This window comes from Streptomyces sp. NPDC037301, assembly GCF_055602785.1.
This window is the reverse complement of record NZ_JBVJWD010000024.1, coordinates 99,445-118,866: the sequence shown is the minus strand read 5'-3', so window position 1 is coordinate 118,866 and position 19,422 is coordinate 99,445. Positions and strand designations below refer to the sequence as shown.

Genomic DNA, 19,422 nt, shown 5'->3' with positions numbered 1-19,422 from the left:
AGCGGGTTCCGCTTCCGTGACGGGGAGCTGACCCTGGCGAAGATGACCGAACCGCTGGACATCGTGTGGTCCCGGCCGCTCCCCGAGGGGGCGAGGCCGTCCACGGTGACCGTTTCCCAGGACGCGGCGGGACGCTGGTTCGTCTCGTTGCTGTGTGACGACCCGTCCGTCCAGCCCCTCCCCGCCACCGACGGCGCGGTCGGAATCGATGTCGGCCTGGACCACCTGCTGACCCTCTCCACCGGGGAGAAGATCGCCAACCCCCGGCACGAACGCCGGGACCGCGACCGACTCGCCAAAGCCCAGCGGAAACTGTCCCGCAAGGCCAGGGGCGAGGGCGCCAACCGGGCCAAGGCCCGGCGCAGGGTCGCCGAGATCCACGCGAGGATCGCCGACCGTCGCCGTGACCTGCTTCACAAGCTGACCACTCGGCTCGTGCGTGAAAACCAAACGCTCGTGATCGAGGACCTGACCGTGCGCAACATGGTCAAGAACCACACGCTCGCCCGAGCCATCTCGGACGCGAGCTGGAGCGAGTTCCGCTCCATGCTGGAGTACAAGGCCGCCTGGTACGGGCGCGAGGTGATCGCCGTCGACCGATGGTTCCCCTCGTCCAAGCTGTGCTCCGCCTGCGGCACCCTCGCCGAGAAGATGCCGCTGCACGTCCGTACCTGGACGTGCGACTGCGGAACGACCCACGACCGGGACGTGAACGCAGCGAAGAACCTTTTGGCCGCCGGGCTGGCGGTGACAGTCTGTGGAGCTGGTGTAAGACCTCAACGGAGTTCTCCGGGCGGGCAGTCGGCGATGAAGCAGAAACCCCCACGGCGCGAGCCGTAGGAATCCCCCTCGTTCACGAGGGGGAGGAAGTCAAGATCCAAGCGTGGCACTCGGGGCCCATTGGTGTGAACCCGTCTGCCGCAGCCTCCGCAAGACGCGGTGTGCTCTTCGTACTGACGCAGAGTGATCGGCATGGATGTCACGCCGCAGCAGCGCCCGGAGTCCCCCGATTCGACCGAGCCTCCCCTTGAACCCCCCGGAACCGGCCCCGCACCGCCGGACCCGGCCCCGGCCGAGCTGCCGCCCCTTTCGCTGCGTACGACGCTGCGCAGGGCGGCCATGGGTGCGGTGGCGGGTGCGGTACTGGTGACGGGTGCGGTGGTGGCCGTGCCGGAGGACGAGAAGAAGTCCGCGCCACCGCCCGCGCCCGGTCCGGTTTCGCGGGCCCTGAAGGCCAGGGACATGGGCTCCCCCGCCTCGCTCTCCGATCTGACGGCGCTGATCGGGGACCGGCAGCAGTGGGTGGGCACGCATCCGTCCGACGCGCCGTCGTGGGCGTTGCTCGGTGCGGCCTATGTGGAGTGGGGGCAGCGTTCCGCGGACGCGGCGTACTACGGCCGGGCCGAGCAGGCGCTGAAGCGTTCGCTGGGCATCCAGCCGGGTGAGAACGGGAACACGGCGGCCTGGGTGGGGCTCGCGTCGCTCGCCAATGCCCGGCACGACTTCGTCACGGCGAAGAAGTGGGGCGAGACGGTACGGGCGCGGCAGCCGAAACAGTGGAACGTGTATCCGGCCCTGATCGACGCGTACAACGGCCTCGGTGACTACAAGTCCGCGAACACGGCGGTGGAGAAGTTCACGGCGCTGCACTCCGGCGCCCCGGCTCTCATCCGGACGGCGCAGAAGTACCGGGACCTCGGCCGGCGCGAGGACGCGCAGGCCGACGCGCAGGCCGCGGCGGACCGGGCCACCACACCGGCGCAGAAGGCGGAATGCCTGTATCTGCTGGGCGAACTGGCCTGGGAGCGGGGCGAGCCCGACAAGGCGGTGGCGCAGTACAGCGCGGCGCTGTGGACCGACCGTGCCCATCCGTCGCTCGCGGGCCGGGCCGGGGCGCTGGTGGCGCTCGGCCGTACGGACGAGGCCGAGCGCGACTACAAGGAGGCGCTGACCAACCTCCCCCGGCCCGAATACATGCTGGAGCTGGGGGAGTTGTACGAGTCGCTGGGCCGGGACGAAGATGCCCGGAGCCAGTACGCACAGCTCGGCGAGGCTCTCGCGCGTGACGACGGCGAGGGCGTGGACAACGCGCTGCTGCGCGGCCGTTTCGAGACCGATCACGGGGACCCGGCCGCGGCGGTGAAGCTGCTGAAGGCGGAGTGGGACCGGTCGCACCGCAGCGCGGCGGTGGCGGACGCGCTGGGCTGGGCGCTGCACCGCTCCGGCGACTCGTCCTCCGCGCTGCAGTACGCGACGCAGGCGGTCGGCACGGATGGGCGGAACGCCTCGTACACGGCCCACCTGGGCGCGATCCAGCAGGCGCTGAAGGACTACGGTCCGGCACGCCGCAATCTGGCGGAGGCGCTGCTCATCAACCCGCACTTCTCGCCGCTGGAAGGCCCGGCGGCCCAGAAGGCCCTGGACGCCCTGGGCGGCCCTCCGGCTGACGTCCCGCAGGGCATGGAGTCCGCCCGGGCACCCGAGCCGGCGGCGAAGCCGCGGCCCGCCGCGCCGGCGCGGCAGCAGCAGGCGCCCGCCAAGGCCCCGGCCTCGCATGTGCTGAGCAGTCGCTGACGGGGGCGGGCGGTATTTCGCCCGGGTCCCGCGTCGGTCCGGTCGCCGGACGGCCCGCACGTCGCGGGTCGTCCGGCGACTTCCGTCGCTGCCCCGAACCGTTTATCGGCGCAGGGCGGCGTGGGCCTTGACCCCGGTCATCTGGAGGGGGTCGTAGCCCTGTGCGAGCAGTTCGGCGTGGTGTAGGTGCCGCTCGGCTTGAGGCCGACGATCGGGTTGGGGGTGACGACGCCGATGACCGTGTGGTTCGGGCCGGCGGTGAGGCTCACGGACCGGCCGTTCGCGGTCGCGGTGAGGTCTCGGGGGTGAGCGTCCGTCAACGACATCGTGCCCTCCGGGCAGGGCCAACACATGAGGCGGGGCCCCGGGTTCGCCGGAGGCCCCGCCTTCACGCGCTGAGAGCTCAGAGGTTGCCGCGCTTCTCCTGCTCGCGCTCGATCGCCTCGAACAGCGCCTTGAAGTTGCCCTTGCCGAAGCCCATCGAGCCATGGCGCTCGATCATCTCGAAGAAGACGGTCGGGCGGTCCTGGACCGGCTTGGTGAAGATCTGCAGCAGATAGCCGTCCTCGTCGCGGTCGACGAGGATCTTCAGCTCGCGCAAGGTCTCCACGGGGACGCGGGTCTCGCCCGCCCACTCGCCGAGGGTGTCGTAGTACGAGTCGGGGGTGTCCAGGAACTGGACACCGGCCGCCCGCATCGCGCGCACCGAGGCGACGATGTCGTTCGTGGCGAGCGCGATGTGCTGGACGCCCGCGCCGCCGTAGAACTCCAGGTACTCATCGATCTGGGACTTCTTCTTGGCGATCGCCGGTTCGTTGATCGGGAACTTCACCTTCAGGGTGCCGTCGGCGACGACCTTCGACATGAGGGCGGAGTACTCGGTGGCGATGTCGTCGCCCACGAACTCCTTCATGTTGGTGAAGCCCATGACCTTGTTGTAGAAGCCGACCCACTCGTTCATCCGGCCGAGTTCCACATTGCCGACGCAGTGGTCGATGGCCTGGAAAGTCCGCTTGGCCGGCGGCTCGACGATGGGGGCCGCGGCGACGTACCCGGGCAGGTACGGGCCGTCGTAACCGGTGCGCTCGACGAGGGTGTGGCGGGTCTTGCCGTACGTGGCGATGGCTGCCAGCACGACCGTGCCGTGCTCATCCTTGACCTCGTGCGGCTCGGCGAGGCCGAGGGCGCCGTGCTCGACCGCGTACGCATAGGCCGCGCGGGCGTCCGGGACCTCGATGGCCAGGTCGACGACGCCGTCGCCGTGCTCGGCGACATGGTCGGCGAGGAAGCGGCCGTGTTCGGTGGACGCCTTGATGACGGAGGTGAAGACGAAACGGGCGGAGCCATTGGTCAGGACGTAACTCGCCGTCTCGCGGCTGCCGTTCTCCGGTCCGGAGTAGGCGACCAGCTTCATGCCGAAGGCCGTCGAGTAGTAGTGGGCGGCCTGCTTGGCATTGCCGACGGCGAAGACGACCGCGTCCATTCCCTTGACCGGGAAGGGGTCGGCCTGCCGGGCTGTGTCGGGGGTGGTGTGCAGAGTCTCAGTCATGCTCGAAGGCTCTCGCCGCTTCGCAAGGTGCGCAACAGTTCGCGAATCCGCTGGGCAATCTGCATAGCCGATAGCGATGATGGCCGGGCTATCTGTACATGATGACCACCACAGCGACCCCCCGGAGGCGCACCATGGCGATCGATCATCTGGACGGGCGGCTCATCGTCCTGCTGGCCCGCGAGCCCCGTATCGGCGTCCTGGAGGCATCGCGCCGGCTCGGCGTGGCGCGCGGCACGGTACAGGCGCGCCTGGACCGGCTTCAGTCGAATGGAGTCATCCGCGGATTCGGCCCGACCGTCGATCCGGCGGCGCTCGGCTACCCCGTCACCGCGTTCGCGACGCTGGAGATCAAACAGGGCCAAGGCGCCGATGTACGGGCCCACTTGGCCGGTGTCCCGGAAGTGCTGGAGCTGCACACCACCACCGGGCACGGCGACATGCTCTGCCGTCTCGTCGCGCGTTCCAACGCCGATCTTCAACGGGTGATCGACCGGGTTGTCGGTTTTGATGGCATCGTCCGGGCCTCCACGGCCATCGTCATGGAGAACCCGGTTCCGCTGCGCGTCATCCCGCTCGTCGAGCAGGCCGCAGGGGACAACGACTGAGCCGAGGAGTGGCGTGTGAGCTTCTGGGAGTACCTGGGCAACCGGCATCAACAGCTGCTCACCGACGCGTATCAGCACGTCAGTGCCGTATTCCAGTGCATGGTCATCGCCACCGTGCTGGGTGTCCTGATCGGGGTCGTCACCTATCGCAGCGGATGGGCGGGGTCGCTGGCCATCACGTCGACGGCGACGATCCTCACCATCCCCTCCCTCGCCGCGATCGGTCTGCTCATCCCGCTGGTCGGGCTCGGGGTCGCGCCCACGGTGATCACTCTGACGCTGTACGGGCTGCTGCCCATCGTCCGTAACTCGATCGTGGGGCTGCGCGGCGTCGATCCGTCGCTCGTCGACGCGGCGAAGGGCATCGGGATGTCGCGGCCGGCCCGGCTGTGCCGGGTGGAGCTGCCGCTCGCCTGGCCGCCGATCCTCACCGGCATCAGGGTCTCCACACAGATGCTGATGGGCATCGCCGCCATCGCCGCTTATGCGTCGGGCCCCGGCCTGGGCAATGAGATCTTCCGCGGCATCGCCTCGCTGGGCAGCGCCAACGCGCTCAATCAGGTGCTCGCAGGCACGCTCGGCATCGTCATCCTCGCCCTGCTCTTCGACGCCGCGTACGTACTGCTCGGGCGGCTCACCATTCCCAGGGGGATCCGTGTCTGAGACCGCCGGTGCCGGGAACGCCGGCTCCGATGCCGCCAACGGGAGCACGGCCGCCGACAGTGCCGGGACGACGAAGACCACTTCCGGCGCCACCATCCATCTGGACAACCTGACCAAGCGCTATCCGGGCAATCCGAGCCCGGCGGTGGACAACGTCACGATGGACATCAAGGCCGGTGAAACGGTGATCTTCGTCGGCCCGTCCGGCTGCGGGAAGTCCACCACCCTGAAGATGATCAACCGGCTGATCGAGCCGACGTCCGGGCGGATCAGGATCGACGACGAGGACGTCACCGACATCGATCCGGTGAAGCTGCGCCGCAAGATCGGTTACGCGATCCAGTCGTCCGGGCTCTTCCCGCACATGACGGTCGCCGAGAACATCGCCCTCGTACCGAGGATGGTCGGCTGGTCGAAGTCGAAGGTGAAGGACCGGGTCGAGGAGATGCTCGATCTGGTCGGCCTCGACCCCCGGGAGTTCCACGGGCGCTACCCGCGTGCGCTCTCCGGCGGACAGCAGCAGCGGGTGGGCGTGGCGCGGGCCCTGGCGGCCGATCCACCGGTGCTGCTGATGGACGAGCCGTTCGGCGCGGTCGACCCGATCACCCGCGACCACCTGCAGGACGAGCTGATCCGGCTCCAGCACGAGCTGCACAAGACGATCGTCTTCGTCACCCACGACTTCGACGAGGCGATCAAGCTGGGTGACCGGATCGCGGTACTGCGGGAGCGTTCGCACATCGCGCAGTTCGACACCCCGGAGGCGATCCTGACCAACCCGACGGACGACTTCGTCTCGGGTTTCGTCGGTGCCGGGGCCGCGCTGAAGCGGCTCAACCTCACCCGCGTACGGGATGTGGAGATGGTCCAGTTCCCGACGGTCACGGTCGACGACCCGCTCCAGTCGATCTTCAACAAGCTGCGCAGCGGCCCGCACAACGAGCTCCTGATGCTGGACCGCAGGAACCGCCCGTACAAGTGGCTGCGGCGCGGCGACCTGATGCGGGCGCGGGGTTCGCTGGCGCGTGCCGGGCAGTTGGTCCATGACACGGTGACGCGGGACGCGACGCTGCACGACGCCCTGGAGGCGGTGCTGACCGACAGCGGCGGACGGGCCGCGGTGACCGGGCGGCGCGGCGAGTTCATCGGGGTCGTCGACATGCACACCCTGATGAACTCCGTCCAGGAACTACTGGAGGCCGACCGGCTCGCCGCCATCGAGCACCAGCACGACCTGGAGGAAATGCGCGCCCCCCGGACCGAACAGGAGCTGGAGGGCGGTGCGGGCGCATGAATCCCAACTTCCCGCGGAATCCCGAATCGGCGCGGCCTCCGCGCTCCCTGCGCCCGGCGCCCGCGTCCGACAAGGACCGCCCGCCCGGCGAACACGACGTCATGGGCCATGCCTTCCACGACGAGGAGGAGGAACCCCCACCGCCACCGGCGGGGCCGCGGCGCCGGATCACCTGGCGCAAGCTGGTACTGCTGCCGGCCGCGCTCGCGATCGTCCTGGCCATCACCTATCTGTGGATCACCAACACCCACCTCGACTCGATCGCGAGGAATTCGCTCACCGGCGGCAATGTGCAGCTTCGCTGGTGGCAGCATGTGAAACTGACCGCGATCTCGACGTTCTGGGTTCTGGTCATCGCCATCCCGCTGGGGATCGCACTGACCCGCCGCCGGCTGCGCAAGGGCGCCCCGGTGGTCACGGCCGTCGCCAACATCGGGCAGGCGACCCCCGCGATCGGTCTGCTGGCTCTCCTGGTCATCTGGCTGGGCATCGGCCCGTCGACGGCGATCATCGGCATGGTGATCTACGCGGTGCTGCCGGTGTTCTCCAACACGGTGGCCGGTCTCAAGGCGATCGAACCGAGCCTGGTCGAGGCCTCGCGCGGCATCGGCATGTCGGCGATGGGGACGCTCACCAAGGTCGAACTGCCGCTCGCCGTCCCGCTGATCCTGGCCGGTGTACGGACGGCGCTGGTGCTCAACGTCGGTACGGCGACCCTGGCCACCTTCGTCGGCGGCGGCGGCCTCGGGGACCTGATCACCTCGGGCATCCAGACCCAGCGGATGCCGGTGCTGGTGCTCGGTTCCGTACTGACGGTGGTGCTGGCGCTGCTGGTGGACTGGCTGGCCTCGCTGGTCGAGGTGGCGTTGACACCGCACGGACTGGAGGTGGGGTGAGATGAGCCCGCGGCAGATGCGTGCCGGACTCGTGGGGGCCCTCGCCCTGACGCTGACGCTCTCCGGGTGCGGTCTGAAGAGCGGCTCGCCGATGGTGGACGACGTGGTGCCGGGCTCCGTGGGTCAGGGGAAGCCGCTGGACGGTGCTGCGCTGACCGTGACCTCGAAGAACTTCAGCGAGAACATCATCCTCGGCCAGATGATCGGCCTGGTCTTCAAGGCCGCCGGCGCGGAGGTCCTGGACCGGACGAACCTGCCCGGTTCGATCAGTGCGCGCGAGGCGATCATCAAAGGCGGCGCGGATGCGATGTACGAGTACACGGGCACCGGCTGGATCACCTATCTCGGCCATGCGAAGCCGATCGCCGACCCGTTGCAGCAATGGAAGGCGGTCCGCGACGAGGACCGGAAGAACGGGGTGACCTGGCTGACGCCGTCCACCCTCAACAACACCTACGCGCTCGCCATCAGCAGGAAGAACAACGCGAAGTACCACCTGAGGACGCTCTCCGATGTCGCCGCGCTGGCGAGGAAGAACCCGTCGGCGGTGACGATCTGCGTGGAGAACGAGTTCGCCTCGCGCGACGACGGGCTGCCGGGCATGGAGAAGGCGTACGGGATGTCGCTCCCGGCCGCCAACATCAAGAAGATGGACGCCGGGATCATCTACACCCAGGTCTCGAAGTCCAACTCCTGCCTGCTGGGCGAGGTGTTCACCACGGACGGCCGGATCAAGGCCATGGACCTCGATGTGCTCGTGGACGACAAGCACTTCTTCCCCAACTACAACGCGGCGCCCGTCATCCACACCAAGACCTTCGAGAAGTACCCGCAGATCGCGGGGCTGCTCGACCCGGTCAGCAGGAAGCTGACGACGGAGGTCGCCCAGGTGCTCAACGCGAAGGTGGATGTCGACGGGCAGGACCCGCACGAGGTGGCGAAGGACTGGCTGATCCAGGAGGGGTTCATCAAGAAGGGGTGAACCACCGCGGCCTCCAGCGGCGCTCCGGGGCAGAACGCAAAGAAGTAGTTGCAAAGAACGCGTTGCAAAGAGAGCTTTGCAACTCTATCGTTGAGCCATGCCCGCAACAGAGGACGGCGGCGACAGCCCCTTTTTCGCCGACGATCAGAACGTCCACATGGTCAATGCCCGCACCCTGCGCGGGCTCGCCCATCCCCTGCGACTGCGACTGCTGAGCGCGCTGCGGGAGTTCGGCCCCGCCACCGCCTCCGGCCTCGCGGACCGGCTGGGCGAGTCCAGCGGCGCCACCAGCTACCACCTCAGGCAACTGGCGGCGTACGGCTTCGTGGAGGACGACCCGGAACGCGGCAAGGGCCGCGAACGCTGGTGGCGGGCCGTCCACATGGGCACCGCCTTCGACAGCGGCAGGTTCATGGGCCACCCGGATCCCGAGGTGCGCGGCGCCGTCGGTGTCGTACTCCACGAGATCGCCACCTCGCACGCCCAGGAACTGAACACCTGGCTCGGCACGATGCACGAATGGCCCGAGGAGTGGCGGCGCGGCTGGGACGTCAGCGATTTCAAGGTGCGCCTCACCCCCGATCTCTCCTCGGAGCTGATCGGGAAGATCCACGACCTCATCGAGAGCTACCGGGACCGGGTCCCGGAGGGTACCGAGGGCTCGGCCACCGTCCGCAGCCATGTGCACTTCTTCCCCCGCCCTGCCGAATAACGAACCCGCCGGGCAACGAGCCCCTCCGACCGGAAGGACACCGCCATGCACCCCGACACGCATTTACTGATGCACCATCAACGCGCCGCCGAACTACGACAGCGGGCAACGGAGTTCCACCTTGCGCCGACTGCGTCGCGCACCGGGCTGCGCACCCGACTGGGCTGGTTTGCCGTCGAGTTGGGACTGCACATCCTGTCCCGCCACCCCGGGCGCCCCTCCGTCGCACCCGGTACGGCATGAACGGCCGGGGGGACCGGAACCGCATCCCGCTCATCGCCGTACTGTCCGCCAACTCCATATCCACGGCCGGTACTTCACTCACCCTCATCGGTGTCCCGTGGTTCGTCCTGGAGACCACGGGCAGCGCTGGACGGGCCGGCGTCGTCGCCTTCTGCGCGACTCTGCCGATCGTCGTCTCCGCACTGATCGGCGGACCTGTCATCGACCGGATCGGACGCCGCCGGGTCTCCGTCGCCTCCGACCTGGTGTGCGGCGTCGCCGTCGCCGCCATCCCGCTGCTGCACTACGCGGACGCCCTGGCGTTCTGGATGCTGTGCGCGCTGATGGCGGTCAGCGGACTCCTGCACACCCCGGGCAACACGGCCCGCTACGTCCTCGTGCCGGATCTCGCCGAGCACGCCGGCATCACCCTCGCCCGCGCCGCCAGCTTCTTCGACGCCGTCTCGCGCGGCGCCCGGATGGTCGGGGCGGCGCTGGCCGGCGTACTGATCGCACTGGTCGGCGCGGAGACCGTACTGCTGCTGGATGCCGCGACGTTCCTGACGTCCGCGCTGCTGATCGCGGCCGGGGTGCGGGGGGTACGCGCGGCCGAGCCCCGCAAGGCCGCGGCGCCCGTCTCGCTGCGGGCGTACCGCGCCGAACTGCGCGAGGGTTACACCTACTTGCTGAGCAACCGGCTGTTGCTGGCCGTCGTGGTGATGGTCCTCTTCATGAACGGCACCGATCAGGGCTGGAACGCCGTCCTGCTGCCGGTGCACGCCTCCGCCGAACTGGGCGGGGCCAGGGACATCGGGCTGCTCACCGCACTGTTCGGCGCGGGCGGGCTGACCGGGGCGCTGCTGTACGGGGCGTTCGGGCACCGTTTCTCGCGGCGGGCCGTCCTCACGGTGTGCGTGGTGCTGTGCGGCGCGCCCAGGTATGCGGTCGCGGCGCTGACCGGGACGACGCTGCCGCTCGCCGTGACCATGGCGCTGAGCGGCATCGCGGGCGGGGTGCTGAACCCGATCCTGACGACGGTGATCTACGGGAGCGTGCCCGACGAGCTGCGCAGCCGGGTCTCCGGGGTGCTCACGGCGGGCGGCGAACTGGCCATGCCGGTGGGCGGTCTCGCGGCCGGCCTGCTGGTGGAGAGCGCAGGCGCGAGAGGTGCGCTGCTGGCGATGGGCACGGTGTACCTGCTGGCGACGCTGAGCCCGTTGGTGTTCCCGGTGTGGCGCACGATGGACGCGGCCGGATCCGAGTCCGGGTCCGCGGGCACGGCGGCGGAGGCCTCCGTACCGTCACCGGCCGCCGAGGTCAGCAGCTCGGGACCGTGCGCCCCTGCTCCAGCGCCTGAAGCGAGGACACCGCGCTCTTCAGGGTCGTGACCGGGATCAGCCGGAGCCCCTTGGGAAGCTCGGCGCCCGCCTCCCGGCACTCGGCCTTCGGGACAAGGAAGACGGTCGCACCGTCGCGGTGCGCGGCCTGAGTCTTGAGCGACACTCCGCCGACCGCGCCGACCGTGCCGTTCGCCTGGATCGTTCCGGTGCCCGCGATGGTGCGGCCACCGGTGAGATCGCCGCCGGAGCCGTCGCCGTCGAGCTTGTCGACGATGCCGAGCGCGAAGAACAGGCCCGCGCTGGGGCCTCCGACATCGGCGAGGTGCAGGGTGACGTCGACCGAGTCCTTGGGCTTGCCGAGGTAGTTCAGGGCCGCGTCGACGGCGGAGTTCTGCGACTTCCTCATGTCCTCGAGGTTGTGCTTCTCGATCTCCTTCTCGGAGCCGCCGGTCGGGTAGACGGAGTTGCGGGGCAGAACCGCCCGGTCCGTACGGAACCAGCTGTCGACCACATCACCGATGCCGACATCGACATTGGGCCCGGTCGCGACGATCGTCGTCATCCGCAGCTCGCCCTTGGTGGGGCGGGTGGGCGCGCCCTTGATGCTGATCACGGGAGTGCCGTGATCGTCCCCGAGCACGTTCGCGGTCGTGCCGGGCTGCGCCAGCGTGAACGGCAGCGGCGCGAAGGCGGCCACGCCGAACAGAGCGAGGACGGGCAGGGCGCACAGGACGAGGGTGCGGGGGCGCGAGAGACGAGTGAGCACCCGCCCAATCTAACCGCCGGGGCGGGGTGCGCGGACCGGGTGGTGGGGCGTACCCGTCCTGCTCCGGCCGCCCGCGCTCCGCGAGAGGCCGGGGCCGCCCGGCTTGCCGCTTTGTCCTCAATCGCCGGACGGGCTGGATCTGTCCGCCCGGCCGCCACAGATTGCCTACCTCAGCGCGTCCGCCACCTCGCGGGCCGCGTCCACGACCCGGGGGCCGACGCGTTCGGGTACGGAGTCCGCGAGCATCACCACGCCCACGCTCCCCTCGACCCCCGTCACCCCCACCAGCGCGGCCGCCGCCCCGCTCGCCCCGGCTTCCAGTTCGCCGTGGGTGAGGGTGAAGGCGGTCTCACCCACCGGCTTCTGGCGGGCGGCGAGGATCGCCCGGCCCGCGGCACCCCGGTCCAGCGGGTGACGGAAGCCGGCCCGGTAGGCCACGTGGTAGTCGGTCCAGGTCGGCTCGACGACCGCGACCGCCAGCGCGTCGCTGCCGTCGACCAGCGTGAGATGGGCGGTGGCCCCGATGTCCTCGGCGAGGGACCGCAGAGCGGGCAGCGCGGCTTCCCGCACGAGCGGATGCACCTGGCGGCCCAGGCGCAGCACGCCGAGGCCCACCCTGGCCCGGCCACCCAGATCGCGGCGTACCAGGGCGTGTTGTTCCAGGGTGGCCAGCAGGCGGTAGACCACGGTTCGGTTGACGCCGAGTTTGTTGGACAACTCGGTGACGGTCAGGCCGTGGTCGGTGTCGGCGAGCAGCTTGAGGACCCGTAGTCCCCGGTCGAGCGTCTGGGAGGTCTCCGCGGTCACGACGCCCTCTCCTCTTTGGTGAGCGGCGGCGGCTGGTTCTCACGGAATGTGTGCCACCGGTCCCAGCGGCGACGCACGGAGAGGCCGCCGGCCTGGCCAAGGCAACCGGCTGCGCTCCGCGGCGGCGCTGCCACGGGGCGTGCATTTTTTGGGACAGTAGCGAGCCAGTCCGCTCAGCGGAAGACCTCGTCCAGAATCCGGGCGTCAGCGGAAGTGGAGTTACGGTGAAGAAGCTTAAGCGCCGGTCAGCGCGGCGCCGGCCGAAGCCTGGACGTCTACGCGCGTCCAGGTCGGCCGACGCCTCGGCGACGCTCCGCATACCAGACGTGAACGGTCGTTAACTCACCGTGAACGACTGTTGTGCAATTTTTCCGTTCACGAGCACCTCGCAGGCTCTGATCGCCCTCGTCGCCGGGTCGCGGACGGCGAAGTTGAGGGCGAAGGTGCCGTCGAGTCCGATGACTCGGGTGACGTACGAGTCCGAGGTCTGCTTCCCGTCCGCGGTGCGGCCGGTCACCGAGACCGTGGCGACGGGGGCGAAGCCCCGGCCGGTCACCTGGACCACCGTACCGAGGGGCCCCTCGGACGGCGAGAGCGCGAAGGACGGTCCGGCGGGGACGGTCCCGTCCTGGACGGTGAACGCCGCCGTCTCGGTGCGCGGGTTGACGAGGACCTCCCGGACCCGGATCGCGACGGTGTCGGTGGCGTTGACCGTGAAGGTCTGCGAGAACGCCCCGTCCAGCCCGACCACCTTCGTCCTCACCGGGTCGGACGTCTGCGATCCGTCGGCCCGCAGCCCGACGACGGATACGGTGGCGACCTTCGCGAACCCCTGTCCGAGGACGGTGACGGCGGTGCCCTTCGGACCTGCCGACGGGCTGAGGACGACAAAGGCCGGGGCGACGGTCAGCGGGGTGAGGGCCTGCGCTCCTCCCGCGGTGACCTGGAGCGCGTACACGGCGCGCGGGGTGGATCCGGCCACGGTGACCGTACCGGCGAGCGTTCCGTCGGCGTTGATCCGGAGGGTGGAGCCGCTGATCCGTGCGCTGTCGCAGGCGCTGCCGTCGGCGGCGCAGAGCGCGGCGACGGGCGCGGTACCGGTCGGCCAGTCGCCGCCGGAGAGGGCGATCGTTCCGCCGGGTTTGACCTTCGCAGCGCCCGCGGAGAGCGTCGCGGACGCGTCGGTCACGGTGAACGGGGTGGTCAGTACGGTGGCCGGGTCGTTGCCCTCGTCGACCTGGATCGCGGCTGTGGCCGGGTCGGAAACGGTGAAGTCGGCGCTGAACGTGCCGTCGGGGGTGCTCTTCACATAGACGGCGGTGTCGTCGAGCGTCGCCCCGCTCGCGTCCAGGCCGACGGTGTTGATCCACCGGTCCTGGAAGTAGTTACTGCCGGTCACCTTGACGACGCTGCCGAGCGGTGCACCGGCGCGGGAGAGCGCGATGGCCCGTGGCCCGCCGGGGACATAGGCCTTGACGGTCAGGGGCGCGGTCGCCTCCTTCGTACCGTCACCGACCTTCACCAGGTACGAGCCGTCGGCCACGGTGCCGGCGGCGGCGAGCACCGCACTTCCGGTCAGCTCCCCCGAGCTGCTGATGGCGAGGGTGCTGGAGACGAACTTGCCGATGTCGCAGCCACCGCCGTCCGCCGCGCACAGAGAGGGCACGGGGGTGGCACCGGCGGTCCACAGGCTGCCCGTCAGGGCGACCGCGGTGGACGGCCGGACGGCGGTGGTGGGCGCGGTCAGGGTGGCGGGCAGGCCCGCGGTGCCCTCGGCGGTGACGGTGCCGATGGAGCCGCCGCCGCTGACCACGTCGCACGGGGTCTCGTAGGTGGAGCCGAGCACCTTCGTACGCGTCAGATTGCGTACCGGGGTGAAGGAGATCGGCCCCTTCGCACTGGCGGGGATGATGAAGTCCCCTTCGTACGGCGGGATCTCGATCGGCTTCCCGGACGGGATGTCGAGGTTGATCTGTGGTCCGGTGACGGTGACCGTGCCGGTCGCGCCGCCCGACATGGCGAAGTCGATGCTGGGGGTGGTGGGCACATCGCTCAGGCTGAGTCCGCTGGTGGCGGGGGACGGGCCGAGGGTGACCTTGGCGTGGACCTTGCCGCCCGGGTCGACGACGGCCGGTGAGAGGTCGACGCTCATCTGCTGCGGCCCGGTGGCCTCGCCCTGTCCGGCGGGCAGGGTGCAGTGGACGGTCGGGGTGACCGTGCCGGCGTGGGCGACGGGGGCGAGTGCGATGGTTGTGCCGGTCCAGGCCAGCACGGCCCCGGTGGTGAGGGCGACGGCGCGGCGTAACACCGCACCCGTTCTTTCCGTTCTTCTCGATCTCGGCAGCAAGGACATGCGGCTCCTCCGTGACTACGGGAAATCTCCGAATTCGACATGGGCGACGCCCGCCTGCTCCCTTGCGAAACGGAGCAGGCGGGCGTCTCCGGGTATGTGGCTTCCTTCCTGTCCCTGGCGGCTCTCAGAGAAGGGTGAGCGTCAGGGTTGCGCTGTAATCTCCGGGCCGGGTGGTTCCGGGCACCGTCAGTACGAGAGCGGCGTCGGCGTCGAACCGGCCGCCGGTGAACGGGCGGGAGCCGTCCGGATTCATCCGGCACAGGCTCGCCGCCTCACTCCCGAGCGCGGCGGGCGATCCGGCCACCGGCACGCCCAGGCTCCCGTTCTGCGCCGCGCACTTGGGCGTCCACCGGACGGCGCCCGCCGGGATGGTGTTCCCGTCGGCGCTGGTGAAGCCGGTGAGCGTGGCGGTCAGGGACCAGCCGCTGTTGACGCCGCGGGCGTCCTCCACCTCGACCCGGTTGAGCCGGGAGCGCTGGACACCGCTGCCGGTGCCCAGGACCGTCGTACCGAAGTCGACGGTGTCGCCGTCCTGGACCATGGACAGCGTCCCGGCCCGGACCGAGGTGTTCAGCTTCTGGTCGGCGCTGCCGCCGCCCCCTCCCCCGTCCGTGGTGACGGTGAACGGGGTGGTCCGTACGGTGGCGGGGTCGTTGCCCTCGTCGGCCTGGACGGCGACGACGGCATCGGAGATCACGGTGAACTCGACGGTGAAGGTGCCGTCCGAGCCGCTCTTGACGTAGACCGCGCTGTCGTCGAGCCCGGTGCCCGTCGCGTCGAGGCCGATGACATTGATCCAGCGGTCCGGGTTGTAGTTCTTTCCGCTGACCGTGATCACACTGCCGACGGGTCCACTGCTCCGCGAGAGCGAGATCTCGCGGTCGCCGGCCGCGACGGCCTTGACGGTGAGGGGAGCGGTGGCTTCCTTCGTGCCGTCGTTGACCTTCACCTCGTACGCGCCGTCCGGCACCGCCCCGGCCTCCGCGAGGGTGGCCGTGCCGTGCAGCGTTCCGTAACTGTCGATGGTGAGGGTGTGGCTCTTGAACTTCAGCGGATCGCAGCCGCCACCGCCCTTCGCGCAGAGCGAAGGCACGGGCGCGCCGCCCGGCGTCCAGCCCGAACCCCCCAGCTTCACCGGGGTGTTGGGACGTACGGGATCGGCGGGGGCGGCCAGGACGGCGGGCTCGGAGCCGGTGCCCTCCGCCGTGACGGTGCCGATGGAGCCGCCCCCGTCGACCACGTCACAGGGCGTCTCGAAGACCGAACCGAGCACCTTGGTCTGCGTCAGCGTACGGACCGGGGCGAAGGAGATCTCGCCGGAGGCGTCCGCGGGGACCAGGAAGTCGCCCTCGTACGGCGGGAGTTCGATGGGCTTCCCGGCCGGGATGTCCATCGTGAACTCGGCGCCCCGCACAGTGACGGTGCCAGTGGCCCCGCCGGACATGGCGAGGTCGAGGCTGGGGATGGTCGGCACATCGTCCAGCGCGAGTTGACTGGTGGCGGGGGACGGGCCCAGCGTGACCTTGGCGTGCACCTTGCCGCCCGGAGCGACGACCGCGGGTGACAGCTCGACGGTCATCCCCTGCGGGCCGGTCGCCTCACCCTGACCGGCGGGCAGGGTGCAGTGGACGGTCGGGGTGACCGCACCGGCGGCCTGTCGCCCGGCCGGCCCGGCTGCCTGGGCGGTGGCCCCGACGCAGCTCAGTGACAGTACGAAACAGGCAGCGAGCAACCCTGTCACACCGGATCTTCGTCGTCGGATCACCAGACACCCCTCCATGGTCCATTGATTTGCGCACATTGAGGAGGTCGCACGCAGAGAAGTCAAGAGAGAATTGACTGATCCTTATCCGGAGAATGATCGTTATCTGAAATGCCCAAAAAGCATTTCTACAAGCACTTTTCACGCACCTGTTGACATCTCTTGACATCTCCGAAGGTCACAGTTTCACTGCATCCGATATGCCGGGCCCGGCACGCAGATCCGCAAGAAGATCGCATTCCGCGATTTCTTCGAATCCGCGGAATTCAACCGAAAGGAGTTCCTCCCGTCATGTCGATCACTTCTGTACGGCCGTCGAGAGTGCGGCCGTCGAACCGAAGACGCGTCCACGTCCCGCTCGTGCTGACCGCGGCCTGTTCCGTGGCCGGCGCCCTCGCCCTGGCCCCGACGGCCCAGGCGGTGACCCCGCTCACCGCGACGGTCACTTACGACTGCGGGGCCTGGGGCAGTGGTCTCGCCACCCTGACCGCCGCCGACTCGGGCACGTCCAAGACCATCAAGATCAACTCCACCGCGATCACCATGCCGATCGGCACCAGTGCCGACCCGAACAGCATCACGACGACGCTCAAGCTCACCAAGACCTCGGGCGGCGTCACCAGTCAGGTGCAGTTCTCCGGGAAGACCAACCCCGGCATGACCGGCCCCAACCCGATCACCCTGGGGCCGCTGAAGCTCACCTCCGGCACCCTGGCGGCGGGTGACCGCACCGATTCCGTGGTGCTGGCCACTCCCCCGAGCGCCACCAACTGGTCACTGCAGATCGTGGCCTCGTCCCCGACGTCGGCCACGGTCTTGTGCGTGGCCACGGCCAACCAGTCCGCGGCGTTCCTCTGGTAGCCATTCGTCAGGCAGCCGCACCCGATCCGCACGAACGACGCCGGCCCGGAGCGAGGACCGCTGTCCCCGCTCCGGGCCGGCACTTCACGAGAGCGTCCTCACGTCATACGCGTGGCCCACTCCTGGACCTTCTGGATCCGCTGCTGAATCTGCCCGGCCGTGGCCTCCGCACTCGGCGGCCCGCCGCACACCCGGCGCAGCTCGGTGTGGATCACACCATGCGGCTTGCCGCTCTGGTGCGTGTACGCCGACACCATCGTGTTGAGCTGCTTGCGCAGCCCCAGCAGCTGCTTGTGCGTGACCACGGGCCGCGCCTCGGCCGGCTTCTCCAGCAGGTCGGCCTCCCCGGCCGGCTTCTGGCGGCTGTGCGCGATCTGCCGGGTCTGCCGCTTCTGGAGCAGCAACTGCACCTGATCGGGTTCCAGGAGCCCCGGAATCCCCAGGTAGTCCTGCTCCTCCTCGCTCCCGGGGTGCGCCTGCATGCCGAATTCGGCACCGTCGTACAGCACCCGGTCGAAGACCGCGTCGGATTCGAGAGCCTCGAAGGGCAGCTGCTCCTCGGTCTCCTCGTCCTCCAGCTTCTCGGCGTCGGCGAGGAGCTTGTCCTCCTCCGCGAACGGGTTCTCCTCGTCGCTGCCCTTCTTGGGCTTGTCGAGGACGTGGTCCCGCTCGACCTCCATCTCGTTGGCGAAGTCGAGGAGCATCGGAATGGTCGGTACGAAGACGGAAGCGGTCTCGCCGCGCCTGCGTGAGCGCACAAAACGGCCGACGGCCTGCGCGAAGAAGAGCGGCGTGGAGATGGTGGTGGCGTACACGCCCACGGCGAGGCGCGGCACGTCGACGCCCTCGGACACCATGCGGACCGCGACCATCCAGCGCGATTCGTCCTCGCTGAACTTGTCGATCTTCTTCGACGCGGCCTTCTCGTCGGAGAGGACCACGGTGGCCTTCTCGCCCGTGACCCTCTTGAGGATCTTGGCGTACTCGCGCGCCGACTCCTGATCGGTGGCGATGACGAGCCCACCGGCATCCGGAATGCCCTTGCGTACCTCGGTCAGCCGCTTGTCGGCGGCACTCAGCACATTGGGGATCCAGTCCCCGGTGGGCGACAGGGCGGTACGCCAGGCCTGCCCGATGGCGTCCTTGGTCATCGGCTCGCCGAGCCGCGCGGCGATCTCGTCTCCGGCCTTGGTGCGCCAGCGCATGTTGCCGCTGTAGCTGAGGAAGATCACGGGCCGGACGACGCCGTCGGCGAGCGCGTTCCCGTAGCCGTAGGTGTAGTCGGCCGAGGAGCGCCGGATGCCGTCGTTCCCCTCCTCGTACACCACGAAGGGGATCGGGTTGGTGTCGGACCGGAACGGCGTACCGGTGAGCGCGAGCCGCCGGGTGGCCGGGTCGAACGCCTCCTGGCAGGCCTCGCCCCAGGACTTCGAGTCACCGGCGTGGTGGATCTCGTCGAGGATCACGAGGGTCTTGCGCTGCTCGCACCGGTTGCGGTGCAGCATCGGCCGGACGCCGACACCCGCGTAGGTGACAGCGACCCCGTGGTACTCCTTGCTCACGGGGCCCGCGCTGTACTCGGGGTCGAGCTTGATCCCTACCCGGGCCGCGGCCTCGGCCCACTGCTTCTTCAGGTGCTCGGTCGGCGCGACGACGGTGACCTGCTGCACCACGTGGTGGTGCAACAGCCATGACGCGAGGGTCAGCGCGAAGGTGGTCTTCCCCGCGCCGGGGGTGGCGACCGCGAGGAAGTCGCGCGGCTGCTCCTGGATGTACTTCTCCATGGCGCCCTGCTGCCAGGCTCGCAGCTTGCCGGCCGTGCCCCAGGGGGCGCGGCCGGGAAAGGCGGGTGAGAGGTGGTGGGAGGCGGTAGTAGTCACGGTCTCCGGTTCGGGTCTCTCGGGTACGTGGGGCGCTGCCCGTACGGGCCGGGACGGACTCGTACGCGATACGACAACCGGGCCACCCTACCGGGGGGCCGGCCGGAACCCCGTATGAACGAGCGGTGGTTCGGCCCCGCTGAGACCGTCTTC

18 protein-coding genes are annotated in these 19,422 nt (G+C 69.6%); 11 read left to right on the top strand and 7 right to left on the bottom strand.

Annotation, left to right across the window (positions count from 1 at the left end):
* A partial coding sequence (locus ACZ7IB_RS31265; protein ID WP_470917123.1) for an RNA-guided endonuclease InsQ/TnpB family protein occupies positions 1-840 on the top strand: 840 nt, incomplete at its 5' end.
* Positions 841-972: 132 nt separating this feature from the next.
* A complete protein-coding gene (locus tag ACZ7IB_RS31260) occupies positions 973-2,574 on the top strand; it encodes a tetratricopeptide repeat protein (RefSeq protein WP_470917122.1) in 1,602 nt (533 codons plus the stop codon).
* 137 nt (positions 2,575-2,711) lie between these two features.
* Here the strand turns inward: ACZ7IB_RS31260 and ACZ7IB_RS31255 are convergent, their stop codons facing one another.
* Entirely contained in the window at positions 2,712-2,900 is a 189-nt protein-coding gene (locus ACZ7IB_RS31255; protein WP_470917121.1) for a hypothetical protein, read from the bottom strand.
* A gap of 77 nt (positions 2,901-2,977) precedes the next feature.
* Positions 2,978-4,123, bottom strand: coding sequence for a 4-hydroxyphenylpyruvate dioxygenase (gene hppD / locus ACZ7IB_RS31250; protein ID WP_470917120.1), 1,146 nt, complete (start codon positions 4,121-4,123; stop codon positions 2,978-2,980).
* Positions 4,124-4,257: 134 nt separating this feature from the next.
* Here hppD and ACZ7IB_RS31245 point away from each other — a divergent pair, with 134 nt between their 5' ends.
* The 8 genes from ACZ7IB_RS31245 (at position 4,258) to ACZ7IB_RS31210 (ending at position 10,888) form a co-directional block, all read left to right on the top strand.
* Complete coding sequence (locus ACZ7IB_RS31245; protein ID WP_266361209.1) at positions 4,258-4,731, top strand: Lrp/AsnC family transcriptional regulator; 474 nt, start codon at positions 4,258-4,260, stop codon at positions 4,729-4,731.
* 15 nt (positions 4,732-4,746) lie between these two features.
* Positions 4,747-5,394, top strand: coding sequence for an ABC transporter permease (locus tag ACZ7IB_RS31240; RefSeq protein WP_327274963.1), 648 nt, complete (start codon positions 4,747-4,749; stop codon positions 5,392-5,394).
* A gap of 94 nt (positions 5,395-5,488) precedes the next feature.
* Positions 5,489-6,688 (top strand): ABC transporter ATP-binding protein, encoded by a 1,200-nt coding sequence (locus tag ACZ7IB_RS31235; RefSeq protein ID WP_470917134.1) that lies wholly within the window; start codon positions 5,489-5,491, stop codon positions 6,686-6,688.
* 101 nt (positions 6,689-6,789) lie between these two features.
* Positions 6,790-7,584, top strand: a complete 795-nt coding sequence (locus ACZ7IB_RS31230; RefSeq protein ID WP_470917132.1) for an ABC transporter permease — start codon at positions 6,790-6,792, stop codon at positions 7,582-7,584.
* Positions 7,585-7,600: 16 nt separating this feature from the next.
* Positions 7,601-8,566 (top strand): glycine betaine ABC transporter substrate-binding protein, encoded by a 966-nt coding sequence (locus ACZ7IB_RS31225; RefSeq protein ID WP_470917130.1) that lies wholly within the window; start codon positions 7,601-7,603, stop codon positions 8,564-8,566.
* A 97-nt stretch (positions 8,567-8,663) separates the two neighbouring features.
* Positions 8,664-9,278 carry a helix-turn-helix domain-containing protein gene (locus ACZ7IB_RS31220; protein WP_470917119.1) on the top strand — a complete coding sequence of 205 codons (615 nt, stop codon included), beginning with the start codon at positions 8,664-8,666 and terminating at the stop codon, positions 9,276-9,278.
* Positions 9,279-9,323: 45 nt separating this feature from the next.
* Entirely contained in the window at positions 9,324-9,521 is a 198-nt protein-coding gene (locus tag ACZ7IB_RS31215) for a hypothetical protein (protein WP_470917118.1), read from the top strand.
* Entirely contained in the window at positions 9,518-10,888 is a 1,371-nt protein-coding gene (locus ACZ7IB_RS31210) for an MFS transporter (RefSeq protein WP_470917117.1), read from the top strand. The genes ACZ7IB_RS31215 and ACZ7IB_RS31210 overlap by 4 nt, the downstream gene beginning before the upstream one ends.
* On the opposite strand, the gene ACZ7IB_RS31205 is transcribed toward ACZ7IB_RS31210, so the two are convergent.
* The 4 genes from ACZ7IB_RS31205 to ACZ7IB_RS31190 form a co-directional block, all read right to left on the bottom strand.
* Positions 10,818-11,606: a S16 family serine protease gene (locus ACZ7IB_RS31205; RefSeq protein ID WP_470917116.1), complete on the bottom strand. Its 789-nt coding sequence runs from the start codon at positions 11,604-11,606 to the stop codon at positions 10,818-10,820. The genes ACZ7IB_RS31210 and ACZ7IB_RS31205 overlap by 71 nt on opposite strands.
* A 165-nt stretch (positions 11,607-11,771) precedes the next feature.
* Positions 11,772-12,413, bottom strand: a complete 642-nt coding sequence (locus tag ACZ7IB_RS31200) for an IclR family transcriptional regulator (RefSeq protein ID WP_124723277.1) — start codon at positions 12,411-12,413, stop codon at positions 11,772-11,774.
* Positions 12,414-12,750: 337 nt separating this feature from the next.
* Positions 12,751-14,721, bottom strand: coding sequence for a hypothetical protein (locus ACZ7IB_RS31195; protein WP_470917115.1), 1,971 nt, complete (start codon positions 14,719-14,721; stop codon positions 12,751-12,753).
* Positions 14,722-14,890: 169 nt separating this feature from the next.
* A complete protein-coding gene (locus ACZ7IB_RS31190; RefSeq protein ID WP_470917114.1) occupies positions 14,891-16,507 on the bottom strand; it encodes a WxL domain-containing protein in 1,617 nt (538 codons plus the stop codon).
* A gap of 312 nt (positions 16,508-16,819) precedes the next feature.
* Here ACZ7IB_RS31190 and ACZ7IB_RS31185 point away from each other — a divergent pair, with 312 nt between their 5' ends.
* Positions 16,820-17,389, top strand: coding sequence for a hypothetical protein (locus tag ACZ7IB_RS31185; protein ID WP_470917113.1), 570 nt, complete (start codon positions 16,820-16,822; stop codon positions 17,387-17,389).
* 98 nt (positions 17,390-17,487) lie between these two features.
* Here ACZ7IB_RS31185 and ACZ7IB_RS31180 read toward each other — a convergent pair whose 3' ends face one another.
* Positions 17,488-19,269, bottom strand: a complete 1,782-nt coding sequence (locus ACZ7IB_RS31180; protein ID WP_470917112.1) for a DEAD/DEAH box helicase — start codon at positions 19,267-19,269, stop codon at positions 17,488-17,490.
* Positions 19,270-19,422 lie beyond the last annotated feature (153 nt).

Bases quoted from the DNA above. Each gene is read 5' to 3' on its own strand.
- hppD (WP_470917120.1), bottom strand. From the start codon at position 4,123: ATGACTGAGACTCTGCACACCACCCCCGACACAGCCCGGCAGGCCGAC.
- ACZ7IB_RS31215 (WP_470917118.1), top strand. From the start codon at position 9,324: ATGCACCCCGACACGCATTTACTGATGCACCATCAACGCGCCGCCGAA.
- ACZ7IB_RS31210 (WP_470917117.1), top strand. From the start codon at position 9,518: ATGAACGGCCGGGGGGACCGGAACCGCATCCCGCTCATCGCCGTACTG.
- ACZ7IB_RS31260 (WP_470917122.1), top strand. From the start codon at position 973: ATGGATGTCACGCCGCAGCAGCGCCCGGAGTCCCCCGATTCGACCGAG.
- ACZ7IB_RS31220 (WP_470917119.1), top strand. From the start codon at position 8,664: ATGCCCGCAACAGAGGACGGCGGCGACAGCCCCTTTTTCGCCGACGAT.
- ACZ7IB_RS31245 (WP_266361209.1), top strand. From the start codon at position 4,258: ATGGCGATCGATCATCTGGACGGGCGGCTCATCGTCCTGCTGGCCCGC.
- ACZ7IB_RS31225 (WP_470917130.1), top strand. From the start codon at position 7,601: ATGCGTGCCGGACTCGTGGGGGCCCTCGCCCTGACGCTGACGCTCTCC.
- ACZ7IB_RS31255 (WP_470917121.1), bottom strand. From the start codon at position 2,900: ATGTCGTTGACGGACGCTCACCCCCGAGACCTCACCGCGACCGCGAAC.
- ACZ7IB_RS31230 (WP_470917132.1), top strand. From the start codon at position 6,790: ATGGGCCATGCCTTCCACGACGAGGAGGAGGAACCCCCACCGCCACCG.
- ACZ7IB_RS31185 (WP_470917113.1), top strand. From the start codon at position 16,820: ATGTCGATCACTTCTGTACGGCCGTCGAGAGTGCGGCCGTCGAACCGA.